The organism is Citrobacter sp. RHBSTW-00570 (assembly GCF_013739755.1).
GTDB classification, from domain to species: domain Bacteria; phylum Pseudomonadota; class Gammaproteobacteria; order Enterobacterales; family Enterobacteriaceae; genus Citrobacter; species Citrobacter braakii.
Window position 1 is genome coordinate 3,286,423 of sequence record NZ_CP056399.1, and the last position, 13,099, is coordinate 3,299,521.

At 54.1% G+C, this 13,099-nt stretch carries 8 protein-coding genes; 3 read left to right on the forward strand and 5 right to left on the reverse strand.

Features of this window, described 5'->3' with window-relative positions; genetic code table 11:
- Positions 1-8: 8 nt before the first annotated feature.
- From serS to lrp, 5 genes are all read right to left on the reverse strand, one after another.
- Complete coding sequence (gene serS, locus HV237_RS15680; RefSeq protein ID WP_003831902.1) at positions 9-1,301, reverse strand: serine--tRNA ligase; 1,293 nt, start codon at positions 1,299-1,301, stop codon at positions 9-11.
- A 92-nt stretch (positions 1,302-1,393) separates the two neighbouring features.
- The gene (gene rarA, locus HV237_RS15685; RefSeq protein WP_016152429.1) at positions 1,394-2,737 is read right to left on the reverse strand and encodes a replication-associated recombination protein RarA; all 1,344 of its coding nucleotides are present in this window, start codon (positions 2,735-2,737) and stop codon (positions 1,394-1,396) included.
- A 10-nt stretch (positions 2,738-2,747) separates the two neighbouring features.
- Positions 2,748-3,359: an outer membrane lipoprotein chaperone LolA gene (gene lolA, locus HV237_RS15690; protein ID WP_003831898.1), complete on the reverse strand. Its 612-nt coding sequence runs from the start codon at positions 3,357-3,359 to the stop codon at positions 2,748-2,750.
- Between the two features lie 111 nt (positions 3,360-3,470).
- On the reverse strand, positions 3,471-7,337 hold the full coding sequence (gene ftsK / locus HV237_RS15695; protein WP_047359390.1) for a DNA translocase FtsK: 3,867 nt from the start codon (positions 7,335-7,337) through the stop codon (positions 3,471-3,473).
- A 134-nt stretch (positions 7,338-7,471) separates the two neighbouring features.
- Positions 7,472-7,966 carry a leucine-responsive transcriptional regulator Lrp gene (lrp, locus tag HV237_RS15700; RefSeq protein WP_002439523.1) on the reverse strand — a complete coding sequence of 165 codons (495 nt, stop codon included), beginning with the start codon at positions 7,964-7,966 and terminating at the stop codon, positions 7,472-7,474.
- 547 nt (positions 7,967-8,513) lie between these two features.
- On the opposite strand from lrp, the gene trxB reads away from it, so the two are divergent.
- The 3 genes from trxB (at position 8,514) to cydC (ending at position 13,085) form a co-directional block, all read left to right on the forward strand.
- Complete coding sequence (gene trxB, locus HV237_RS15705; protein ID WP_047359391.1) at positions 8,514-9,482, forward strand: thioredoxin-disulfide reductase; 969 nt, start codon at positions 8,514-8,516, stop codon at positions 9,480-9,482.
- 114 nt (positions 9,483-9,596) lie between these two features.
- Positions 9,597-11,363, forward strand: coding sequence for a cysteine/glutathione ABC transporter permease/ATP-binding protein CydD (gene cydD, locus HV237_RS15710; RefSeq protein ID WP_047359392.1), 1,767 nt, complete (start codon positions 9,597-9,599; stop codon positions 11,361-11,363).
- Entirely contained in the window at positions 11,364-13,085 is a 1,722-nt protein-coding gene (cydC, locus tag HV237_RS15715; protein WP_047359393.1) for a cysteine/glutathione ABC transporter ATP-binding protein/permease CydC, read from the forward strand. It begins immediately after the preceding gene.
- Positions 13,086-13,099 lie beyond the last annotated feature (14 nt).

The following is a 13,099-nucleotide window of genomic DNA, read 5'->3' on the forward strand; positions in this document are numbered from 1 at the left end:
AAGGTAGCTTAGCCGATGAATTCCAGGCCATTCATGTACGGACGTAATACTTCCGGAACCTGAATGCGGCCATCAGCCTGCTGATAGTTTTCCATTACCGCAACCAGCGTACGCCCAACCGCCAGACCGGAACCGTTCAGAGTATGCACTAAACGGGTCTTTTTGTCGGATTTGCTGCGGCAACGCGCCTGCATACGACGAGCCTGGAAATCCCACACGTTGGAGCAAGAGGAGATTTCGCGATAGGTATTCTGCGCCGGGATCCACACTTCCAGATCGTAAGTTTTGCATGCGCCGAAGCCCATGTCGCCAGTGCACAGGATAATTTTGCGATACGGCAGCCCCAGTAGTTGCAGGACCTTCTCGGCATGGCCGGTCATCTCTTCCAGCGCGTCCATCGAATCTTCCGGGCGAACAATCTGCACCATCTCAACTTTATCGAACTGGTGCATACGGATCAGACCACGCGTGTCACGACCGTAAGAACCTGCTTCAGAACGGAAGCACGGCGTATGCGCAGTCATTTTGATCGGCAGCGCATCTTCATCGATGATTTCGTCGCGCACCAGGTTGGTCAGCGGAACTTCTGCCGTTGGGATCAGCGCATAGTTGCTGCTGTCAGCTTCTTCATCCAGCGGACGGGTATGGAACAGATCGCCAGCGAATTTTGGCAGTTGGCCTGTACCGTACAACGTGTCATGGTTAACCAGATACGGGACGTAGTTTTCGCTATAGCCATGCTGTTCAGTATGCAGATCCAGCATGAACTGAGACAGCGCACGGTGCATACGCGCAATCTGCCCTTTCATGACCACGAAACGAGAGCCGGTCAGCTTAACCGCAGCGGCGAAATCAAGACCCGTGTGCATTTCACCCAAGGTAACATGATCGCGCACTTCGAAATCAAACTCACGCGGAGTACCCCAGCGGCTGACTTCGACGTTGTCATTTTCATCTTTACCCACCGGAACGTCGTCCGCTGGCAGGTTAGGAATGGTCAGCGCAATGTCGCGGATCTCGGCCTGTAAGGTATCAAGTTCAGCTTTCGCGGCATCCAGCTCTTCGCCCAGTTTGTTCACTTCCAGACGTAAAGACTCGATATCTTCCCCGCGCGCTTTTGCCTGGCCGATGGATTTCGATCGCGAGTTACGCTCTGCCTGCAGGTTTTCAGTTTGTACCTGCAGAACTTTACGACGCTCTTCAAGAGCGCGCAGCTTATCTACATCCAGCTTAAAGCCCCGGCTTGCCAGTTTTTCTGCGACTGCGTCTGGCTCATTACGCAGCAGATTGGGATCGAGCATGCTTATCCTGTGCTTATCGAATTAAAATAGGAGAAAGTGACCACAGCCTGCGGTCACAGGGATACAGAGACAACATTACCGCAACGATAACACTAACGGTAGCGTTTTATAGGGCTATTTTGATCCTGTCCGGCGAGCCAGGCGAGCTTTTCGCCAATCTTGCCTTCAAGACCTCTGTTTGTGGGGCGATAATAGCGCGTTTGTGCCATTTCCTGCGGGAAGTACTCTTCTCCGGCGGCATAGGCATTAGGCTCATCATGGGCATAACGATACTCCTGACCGTAGCCCATCTCTTTCATCAGCTTAGTCGGCGCATTGCGCAGGTGAACCGGCACGTCGTAATCCGGACGTTCGCGGGCATCAGACAGCGCGGCTTTGAAGGCGGTGTAAACCGCATTACTCTTAGGCGCACAGGCCAGATAAACAATCGCCTGAGCAATCGCGCGTTCGCCTTCCGCGGGTCCCACGCGGGTAAAACAGTCCCATGCGGAAATCGCCACCTGCATGGCGCGGGGATCGGCATTGCCGACATCTTCTGAGGCAATCGCCAGACAGCGACGGGCAACGTACAGCGGATCGCCACCAGCGGTAATAATTCGCGCATACCAATAAAGCGCCGCATCTGGGGCGCTTCCACGTACCGACTTGTGTAATGCGGAGATGAGATCGTAAAAACGATCGCCTTTATTATCGAAACGCGCACTACGTTCACCGGCAATTTCGGTGAGCAATTCTGGTTTCAATACGCGCTTGCCGGAATCATCAACTTCGGCCATATCGGCCATCATTTCCAGCGTATTCAGCGCCCGCCGCGCGTCACCATTAACCAGTTCGGCAATAGCCCGACGCGTTTCTGGCGGCAGAACAATATCCTGGCCGCCATAACCACGCGCTTTGTCTGACATCGCCTGGTCCAGCACCTGTTCAATGTCGTCGGAAGTTAACGATTTCAGTAGATAAACGCGTGCACGCGACAACAGCGCCGAGTTGAGCTCAAACGAGGGGTTTTCAGTGGTGGCGCCAATAAACGTAATGGTACCGTCTTCAATATGCGGTAAAAACGCATCCTGTTGGCTTTTATTAAAACGGTGAACTTCGTCCACGAACAGGATCGTGCGTCGACCCGCGTTACGGTTCTGACGCGCACGCTCAATCGCTTCACGAATTTCTTTAACGCCAGACGTAACTGCCGAAATTCGTTCGACATCGGCGTTGGCGTAACGGGCAATAACTTCGGCAAGCGTCGTTTTCCCGGTCCCCGGCGGTCCCCATAAAATCATGGAGTGCAGATGCCCGGCCTCGATAGCGCGCGGCAAGGGTTTGCCAGCAGCCAGCAGGTGCTGCTGGCCGATATACTGCGCTAAATTTTCTGGCCGCATACGCGCGGCCAGCGGCTGAAAAGTATTATCAGAAAAGTCGAGCGACAGATTGCTCACTCACACGCCTCTACTTACGTTGATCGTCAACCGTTACACCTTGCGGCGGGGTAAAGGTGAATTTAGAGGGTTCAATCGCACCATTCTGCTGAGATTTCAGCTGATAGCTGCTGCGCTGATCGTCTTGTTCAACGGCGCTGAACTGGTGGATCGTCCCGTCACGCCCAACATTGATAGTAAACTGCTTAAGGTTACCGCTGCTGGTTTTTGGCGTCAGCACGAAATCATCGCCATTTTGCTTAATATTGTACTGCTGCCAGTCGCTGGCCTGGTTACGCGCAATCAGCATGAACGGCGTGTTGCCCGTGGCGTCTTTCAGCCATGTCGCAGTCGCCTGCTCAACAAACGGGTTAAAGAACCACAGCGTTTTACCATCAGAAACCAGGATGCTCTCGTCAGGCTGCGTCATATGCCAGTTAAACAGATTAGGACGTTTAACCCATAAGTCACCCTGACCTTCCTGCACCGCCGCACCGCTACCGTCCGTGACCTTCTGAGTAAAGCTGGCATGGAAGCTACTGACTTTATCCAGGCGGCTTTTCAGGTCGCTGGCAGCATCTGCCCAGACGCTGCTAACCACAAAGCTCGACAATAATGCACAGGTGATTGCGATTCTTTTCATTGTTATTCCTCAAAATACGTCACTCCCAACGGGGAGATCCCTCTGCTATCCATTTCAGGCCAAAAATCAGCATGAGGAAAGTAGAAAATACTGAATTACTTAACTTTGCAATCATTCGAAGGGCGGTGGAGCCAGCACTTCACGATTACCATTATGCCCTTGCTCGCTGACAATTCCCTGCGCTTCCATCTGTTCGATGATACGCGCCGCTCGGTTGTAACCGATACGGAACTGACGCTGGACGCCGGAGATTGAGGCTTTGCGTTTCTGGGTGACAAAGTTTACCGCCTGATCGAACAGCGGATCCAACTCTTCGCCACCATCAAAGCCGCCACCGCCGCCTTCGCTTTCGCTGTCAGACGTTATGCCGTCAACGTATTGTGGACGACCGCGCGCTTTCCAGTCCTGAACCACAGCGTGAACTTCTTCATCGCGTACAAAGGCGCCGTGTACTCGCACTGGGATCGTTGAGTTTGGTGCGGAATAAAGCATGTCACCCATACCCAACAGCGATTCCGCGCCGCCCTGGTCAAGGATGGTACGCGAGTCAATTTTACTGGACACAGTAAAGGCGATACGCGTTGGGATGTTCGCTTTAATCAGACCAGTGATAACGTCAACCGACGGTCGCTGGGTCGCCAGCACCAGGTGGATCCCCGCCGCACGCGCTTTTTGCGCCAGACGAGCAATCAGTTCTTCCACCTTTTTACCCACGGTCATCATCAGGTCGGCGAATTCATCCACCAGCACAACGATATACGGCAGTTTTTCCAGCACCGGATGCTGAACATCCATACTGTCGCCCGGCTTCCAGTACGGGTCCGGAATCGGACGCCCCATACGGGCGGCTTCAGCAATTTTTTCGTTATAACCGGCAAGGTTACGCACACCAAGCGCCGACATCAGCTTGTAGCGACGTTCCATTTCATTCACGCTCCAGCGCAGGGCGTTGGCAGCATCTTTCATGTCGGTCACAACTTCAGTCAGCAAATGCGGAATGCCTTCATAAACCGACAGTTCCAGCATTTTCGGGTCAATCATGATAAAGCGAACGTCTTCCGGCTGCGCCTTGTATAACATGCTGAGGATCATGGCGTTCACCCCAACCGACTTACCGGAACCGGTTGTCCCTGCCACCAGCAGGTGCGGCATTTTCGCCAGATCGGCAACCACCGGTTCGCCCGCAATATCTTTACCCAGTACCACGGTCAGCGGAGATGAGTTATCACGGAATTTGGCGTTATCCAACACTTCGCGCAGATAAACGGTTTGACGTTTTTTGTTGGGTAACTCCAGCCCGACATACGGTTTGCCCGGAATGACCTCGACCACGCGTACCGCTGCGGTCGACAATGAACGCGCCAGATCTCGCGACAGGTTGGAAATACGCGCCGCTTTAACTCCAGGCGCAAGATTAAGCTCAAAGCGGGTAATAACCGGACCAGGTGAGTAGTTCACCACATCGGCTTTAATGCGGAAGTCCGCCAGACGAGCCTCCACCAGACGAGCCATTTGCTCCAGAGCGAAAGTATCTATCGGCTCAACCTCACTCGGCGGCGGCGTGAGCAGATCCAACGATGGCAGCGGCGTACTTGGACGGTGCGCCGGACGACTGTCGCCATTACGCATCAGGAGCGGATGGATCAGACTATCCTGCGGCGGTGGTGTAACAGGCTGCGCCGGCTGCTGATAATGCTGCTGCGGTGCGACTGGCTGTGCTGGCTGCTGGTAATGCTGCTGCGGTGCGACTGGCTGCGCCGGCTGCTGATAATGCTGCTGCGGTGCGACTGGTTGCGCCGGCTGCTGATAATGCTGCTGTGGTGCGACAGGCTGCTGGTACTGAGGCGCAGGCTCCGGCATTACGCCTGGAGTAAATAGCGGCTCATGCGGACCATCATCCACCAGCGTTTTCATTGGCGAAAATTCAAAGTCATCAAGCGAGAACGGATTCGCTCCGGCAGGCTGTTCACCGGAATAGCGCTGCTGCTGGGAAGAGGCAAACTGGCGAGCCAGTTCTGCTTCTGCGGCTGAATCATCATCAGTCTGACTGGCATCATCCTGATACTCCTCGCCATAGCGGTGCTGCTGCGACTGGGCGAACTGACGCGCCAGCTCATCTTGCTGCATTGCATCAATTTCTTCGTCACTGTACGCATCTGTATCAAGATGCTCTTCGCGCGCTTTCTCTTCAGCCATACGTTGTGACGGCAGTTTTATGCCATACGACGCCAGCTCCCGACGAGTAGGCACGCGCACACGATTCGGACGCGGTAACTGCGGACCAATCCCCTCTTTCACCTGTGGACGCGGCGCACCGCTACCCGCAAGACTAAAGACAGGTGCTGCGGCAGCCGCACCCGCCCCTAAAGCGGCGTTTTTCACCCCGGCGGCCAGCGGCGCAACGGCAGCAACTGACTCAACGGGCGGTATGGATGCTGCCGTCGGCATAGACGGCTTAACACGTTCAGGCTCCTGAGCAGGCTCTGGAATCGGCTGATACCAGGCGGCCAGTTGCTCGCGCTCACGTGCACGTTTCTCTTCAACTTCTTCAAAATAGTAGAGTGGCGGACGAGTCGGTTTAACCTCTTCAACCACCGACTCTGGTTCCACTACAGGCGGTTGTTCAACCGCAGGCTGCTGGAACGCAGCGTTTTGTTGAGAGGTTGATTCCGGCTGATAAACAGGTTGCTGCACGGGATCCGGCTGATATGCAGGTTCCGGCTGCCAGTTGTGCTCCGCGGTAAATCCCTGCGGCTGCGGACTCTCCTCCACTACCGGCTGCTGCCATGGTTCATACTGCTGCTGCACCGGTGGCTGAGCGTAGTGGGCTGGCTGAGGATAACCCTCAGGCGCTGGCGCAATCACCGCATCACCGGTTTGCGGACCAGGCACGGCTTGCCAGGCTACGGCTGGGGCCGGTTGTTCCATAACCGTATTGGTCACTGGCGATGTTTGCAGCAGCGGATCAACCGGTGCGCTCCAGGCCTGAGCTGCCGTTGTCGCTGCCGCTGCGGCGGCAACTGGCTCTGTCACCGAATGACCATTCAGCAGTGGGTCAAGTTCGTCATATTCAGGCAGCGTCGCACGATTACCGGAGAACAGCACATCGTTAGGATCGGCAACAACGCCACGAGCGCTGTATTCAATTTCGTCTTCATCATCCATGCGTTTGCCGGAAAACAGCGCGGCATCAGTATGACGGCCAAGCGGGTTGGTAAATTTCTCCGCCAGACGCTTACGGCGCGCTAACGCACCGCGCAGAATACGCGCCCGACGCGATTCATGAGGTTTGCCATCAGCGGTGTCGAAAGACTCATCTTCATCTTCATATTCTTCGTCATCGACCCAGGTATCGTCGCGGCGGGTACGGTTGCTGGCAAACGTCAGGATATTGAGTAACCAGCCGCCCAGTTTTTCCGCAATGCTCACCCATGACCAGCCGGTAAACAGCGTTAATCCCGCAGCCCAAATGCACAATAGCGTCAGCGTACCGCCGCTACTGTGCAGTAATGGTTGCAACGTGGTGCTGAGCAGGCTGCCGATCACGCCGCCAGAGGCGAAATACCAGATGTCATCGGCATTGATTGCGGCAAGCCCGCAAGAGGTAAGGATCAGCGCCAGAACGCCAATAATACGCAGCGAAACGGCAAAATAATCGACGTATTCGTCGCTGGCCTGGTGTCGCCATGCAAACCAGCAGCCGCCGACAATGATGACGGGAATGGTGTAGGCCATGACGCCAAAAATAAAGAACAGTGTGTCTGCCAGCCATGCTCCGGGTATTCCCCCCAGATTATGGATAGGTTCGTGCCACGCGGTTTGCGACCAACTGGGATCCGAAGGGTTAAAGCTGAGTAAGGCAGCCATCAACCAGACGGCAAAAAGGGCAATAAGGATCAGTAGCGCTTCCAGGAGTCGGCGCCCGCTGCTTAACTTCGTCAATGTGACGTCTTTGTCTTCAGTGTATTCCTGGCTCAAAAACGGCTCTCCAGGTTTCAGGCTTTTCCTGCCCGATGCTAAAACGGACAACAGCACCGGGTTGCCCCGGCACTGTTGCTGTATGGATTAACAGGAGTGTAATCAAACTGCGTCGATTTTGCACCTGTTCCGTGTTAGCGCGTCTTAATTACCAGACGATTGCTCTGTTTGACTTCTTCCATTACGACATAAGTACGTGTGTCATTCACGCCAGGCAGACGCAGCAGGGTTTCCCCCAACAGCTTACGGTACGCCGACATATCCGGTACGCGTGTTTTCAACAAATAGTCGAAATCACCGGAAACCAAATGACACTCTTGAATTTCTTCAAGTTTTTGTACTGCAGAGTTAAATTGCTCAAACACATCCGGGGCGCCACGATTCAGAGTAATCTCAACAAAAACCAGAAGTGATGCATCCAGATAATGCGGGTTTAACAGCGCTGTATAGCCCTGAATAAAACCCTGTCTTTCCAACCGACGCACACGCTCAAGGCAGGGCGTTGGTGAAAGTCCCACACGTTTAGAAAGCTCGACGTTAGAAATACGCCCATCCTTTTGCAGCTCATTAAGAATGTTACGATCGATACGGTCGAGATCTTTGCCAGGGCGCTTCTTACTATCTACCATTATTATTGTCTCTCTGTATTCCTTCCCTACTCCTGCCTGACTCTACCAACATCACTGTTCAGAGTCGCTACCCATCAAAATAAACCGCAACCCAGAGGGATTTTCGGTTTGTAATGCCTGGGCTTATGGTGAGAAGACCGTTGCCTGTCGGCGGCTATCGACATCACGAATGGCATCTGTCCACACCATGCGTAGATTTCGCTAACACGGTAAACATGGTAACTACATGCATGATTATGCAGCACATACATGACACATTTTTTTTCTTCCTTGACTGTTTTCGCAAAACAGCAGGTGATTGTCAAAGCAAAACATCAATTTTTAGTACAACATGCCAGTTATTCATTCGCAGCGATGGAAAATCGTCATTTTATCACCTTATAACTGACCGATTTTTAGTAGAAATCGTTATAGTATTACGACTTATTCCCCCGCTCATCGGTTTCTGCTATTACACAAATTGTTAACAAAATCGCCATACTCTTTTTTTACGCCTGTAAATTCCCTACAATCCTGCTCATTGCCTGCCAACAACTATGGGGATCTCATGGGCGTAACCAAACACAGTAAACTTCTTATTCTGGGCTCAGGCCCTGCGGGATATACCGCTGCGGTCTACGCTGCACGCGCTAACCTGCAACCGGTACTGATTACCGGTATGGAAAAAGGTGGTCAACTGACCACAACAACAGAAGTGGAAAACTGGCCTGGCGATCCGCACGATCTCACTGGCCCGCTGCTGATGGAGCGTATGCACGAACATGCGACCAAATTTGATACAGAAATCATTTTTGATCACATCAGCAAAGTTGATCTGCAAAACCGCCCTTTCCGTCTGACCGGCGATAGCGGAGAGTACACCTGTGACGCACTGATCATCGCTACCGGCGCTTCAGCACGTTACCTGGGCCTGCCTTCAGAAGAAGCATTCAAAGGCCGCGGCGTTTCCGCCTGCGCAACCTGCGACGGTTTCTTCTACCGTAATCAAAAAGTTGCGGTGATTGGCGGTGGCAACACTGCGGTTGAAGAAGCACTGTATCTGGCGAATATCGCATCTGAAGTGCATTTGATTCACCGTCGCGACAGCTTCCGCGCTGAGAAAATCCTCATCAAGCGTTTAATGGATAAAGTTGAAAACGGCAACATCGTGCTGCACACCCACCGCACGCTGGAAGAAGTAACCGGTGATCAAATGGGCGTAACCGGGCTGCGCCTGCGCGATACGCAAAACACTGACAATGTGGAGTCACTTGACGTTGCCGGATTGTTTGTCGCTATCGGTCACAGCCCGAATACTGCCATTTTCGACGGTCAGCTTGAACTGGAAAACGGCTACATCAAAGTTCAGTCCGGTATTCACGGTAATGCCACACAAACCAGCATTCCGGGGGTCTTCGCAGCCGGTGACGTGATGGATCATATTTATCGCCAGGCGATCACCTCTGCGGGCACAGGCTGTATGGCCGCGCTTGATGCAGAACGTTATCTCGACGGTCTGGCGGACGCTTGCAAATAAGTTTTACAAATCAGTAACAAAAGTAAAAAAGGCGACTATAAGTCGCCTTTATTTTTGCCTCGTTGTAACATTGCCCTGCCCAAAAATTCCAATAACTCACCTGCTAAGCGTGCAATGAATAAAACCCGTCAAAAAGAGCTGACCCGCTGGTTAAAACAGCAAAGTGTAATTTCCCAACGATGGCTGAACATTTCACGCCTGTTGGGGTTCGTGAGTGGTCTGTTAATCGTCGCTCAGGCCTGGCTCATGGCCCGCATTCTGGACCATATGATCATGGCCAATATTCCCCGAGAGGCGCTGCTGCTTCCGTTCATCGTGCTGGTATTGATTTTCATCCTGCGGGCATGGGTCGTCTGGTTACGCGAACGGGTCGGGTTTCACGCAGGGCAACATATTCGCTTTGAAATTCGCCGCCAGGTGCTTGACCGTCTGCAACAGGCAGGTCCGGCCTGGATACAGGGCAAACCGGCCGGGAGCTGGGCCACGCTGATCCTGGAGCAGATTGACGATATGCATGATTACTATGCACGTTATCTGCCGCAAATGGCGCTGGCCGTATGCGTCCCATTATTGATTGTGGCGGCGGTATTCCCGTCAAACTGGGTAGCCGCCCTTATTCTGCTCGGAACAGCCCCGCTGATCCCGTTATTTATGGCAATGGTCGGAATGGGCGCTGCCGATGCTAACCGCCGCAATTTTCAGGCTCTTGCCCGCCTCAGCGGTCATTTCCTCGATCGTCTGCGGGGCATGGAAACGCTAAGAATATTTGGTCGCGGTGAAGCCGAAACGGAAAGCATACGCGCTGCGTCGCAAGATTTCCGCCAGCGCACCATGGAAGTCCTGCGCCTGGCGTTCCTGTCATCCGGTGTTCTTGAGTTCTTTACCTCTCTGTCTATTGCGCTGGTGGCGGTTTACTTCGGTTTTTCCTACCTCGGAGAGCTCGATTTCGGCCACTACGGGACGGGCGTCACGCTGGCGGCAGGCTTCCTCGCGCTCATTCTGGCACCGGAGTTTTTCCAGCCCCTGCGCGATCTGGGCACGTTTTATCACGCCAAAGCGCAAGCCGTTGGAGCAGCTGATAGTCTGAAAACCTTCATGGAAACCCCGCTGGCTCATCCAGAGCGTGGCGACATTGAGCTGGCGACGAAAGACGCCGTTTCAATTGAGGCACACGATCTGATTATCACTTCGCCGGAAGGTAAAGTGCTGGCCGGCCCGCTCAACTTTACCCTGGCAGCCGGTCAACGCGCGGTGCTGGTTGGACGTAGCGGTTCCGGTAAAAGTTCGCTGCTTAATGTCCTGTCCGGTTTCCTCTCTTATCGGGGATCGCTGCGCATTAACGGCTTTGAACTTCGCGACCTGTCACCTGATTCCTGGCGTAAACAACTGTCATGGGTCGGGCAAAATCCGCAGCTTCCTGCCGCCACGTTACGCGAAAACGTTCTGCTGGCTCGCCCCGATGCCAGCGAAGAACAGCTACAAGCCGCACTCGACAGCGCATGGGTCAGCGAGTTTTTACCGCTGCTGCCGCAGGGCGTGGATACGCCAGTAGGCGATCAGGCGGCCCGACTTTCCGTCGGGCAAGCGCAGCGCGTTGCCGTTGCTCGTGCCTTACTCAATCCTTGTCAGTTACTGCTGCTGGACGAACCCGCCGCCAGCCTTGATGCGCACAGCGAACAACGCGTGATGCAGGCGTTGAACGCGGCATCTCGCCGCCAGACCACGCTGATGGTGACGCACCAGTTGGAAGATCTTGCTGACTGGGACGCTATCTGGGTGATGCAGGACGGACAGATCGTTGAACAAGGTACCTGGACCGAACTTAGCTCAGCCAACGGGGCTTTTGCGACATTACTGGCTCATCGTCAGGAGGACATCTAAATGCGCGCTTTGCTACCTTATCTGACGCTGTATAAACGTCACAAATGGATGTTAACGCTGGGGATCGTTCTGGCGATCGTCACGCTGCTGGCAAGTATTGGCTTACTGACGCTTTCAGGTTGGTTCCTGTCGGCTTCTGCGGTGGTTGGCGTCACCGGGATTTACAGCTTTAACTATATGCTCCCTGCCGCAGGCGTACGCGGCGCAGCGATCACCCGCACCGCGGGGCGTTATTTCGAACGACTGGTCAGCCATGACGCAACGTTCCGTGTGCTGCAGCATTTGCGTATTTATACCTTCAGCAAACTACTGCCGCTCTCTCCTGCGGGCCTGTCCCGTTATGGACAGGGTGAATTACTTAACCGCGTGGTGGCTGATGTCGACACGCTCGATCATCTGTACTTGCGCGTGATCTCCCCGCTGGTGGGGGCTTTTGTCGTCATCATGGTGGTCACGCTGGGGCTAAGCGTTCTCGATTTCACGCTGGCTATCACCCTCGGCGGTATTATGCTGCTGACCTTATTTATTCTGCCCCCACTCTTTTATCAGGCAGGCAAAAGCACCGGACAAAGTCTGACGCATCTGCGTGGGCAATATCGTCAGCAGTTAACCTCCTGGCTACAGGGCCAGGCTGAATTGACCATTTTTGGCGCCAGTGAACGCTACCGCGCTCAAATGGAAGCCACCGAGCTGCAATGGCACGAAGCCCAGAGACGCCAGTCTGAATTAACGGCGTTGTCGCAGGCGGTCATGCTGTTAGTCGGCGCGCTGGCAGTGATTATGATGCTATGGATGGCCTCAGGCGGCGTGGGCGGTAACACCCAGCCAGGCGCACTGATCGCGCTGTTTGTCTTCTGTGCACTAGCCGCGTTCGAAGCGTTAGCGCCTGTCACCGGCGCATTTCAACATCTCGGCCAGGTTATTGCCTCTGCGCTGCGCATCACCGAACTGACCGAACAGCAGCCAGAAGTGACCTTCCCGGATGCGGGTTCCTCGGTTTCAGAGCAGGTAACCCTTACGCTACGCGATGTATCATTCAGCTATCCAGGACAGGCGCAAAAGGCGCTCGATACACTTTCCCTGCAGGCCAACCCCGGTGAACACATTGCGATTCTCGGTCGCACCGGCTGTGGTAAGTCAACGTTATTGCAATTGTTAACCCGCGCATGGGATCCGCAGAGTGGCGAGATCCTGATTAACGAACAGCCGATTGCGACCCTTAGTGAAGCCACGCTGCGCCAGAGTATCAGCGTCGTGCCACAGCGCGTGCATCTGTTCAGCGCTACGCTTCGCGATAACCTGTTGCTGGCGGCACCGCACTCCGGCGATGACGCATTAGCCGCGATGTTGTGCCGCGTCGGTCTGGACAAACTGCTTGAGGATGATGGACTCAACGCCTGGCTGGGCGAAGGCGGTCGTCAGCTTTCTGGCGGCGAGCTCCGTCGTCTGGCTATCGCCCGCGCCTTATTGCACGATGCTCCGCTGATGCTGCTGGATGAACCCACCGAAGGGTTGGATGCCACAACGGAAAGTCAAATGCTTGAATTAATTAGCGATGTCATGCGCAACAAAACCGTATTAATGGTTACACATCGTCTGCGTGGGCTGTCACGTTTTGATCAAATAATAGTAATGGACAACGGACAAATTATTGAGCAAGGTAATCACGCAGATCTGTTAGCCAGGCAGGGGCGTTATTACCAGTTTAAGCAACGTCTGTAAGCTATTATTGAACG

Coding starts and splice junctions, on each gene's coding strand:
- serS (WP_003831902.1), bottom strand. CDS start 1,301: ATGCTCGATCCCAATCTGCTGCGTAATGAGCCAGACGCAGTCGCAGAA.
- cydC (WP_047359393.1), top strand. CDS start 11,364: ATGCGCGCTTTGCTACCTTATCTGACGCTGTATAAACGTCACAAATGG.
- trxB (WP_047359391.1), top strand. CDS start 8,514: ATGGGCGTAACCAAACACAGTAAACTTCTTATTCTGGGCTCAGGCCCT.
- lolA (WP_003831898.1), bottom strand. CDS start 3,359: ATGAAAAGAATCGCAATCACCTGTGCATTATTGTCGAGCTTTGTGGTT.
- lrp (WP_002439523.1), bottom strand. CDS start 7,966: ATGGTAGATAGTAAGAAGCGCCCTGGCAAAGATCTCGACCGTATCGAT.
- cydD (WP_047359392.1), top strand. CDS start 9,597: ATGAATAAAACCCGTCAAAAAGAGCTGACCCGCTGGTTAAAACAGCAA.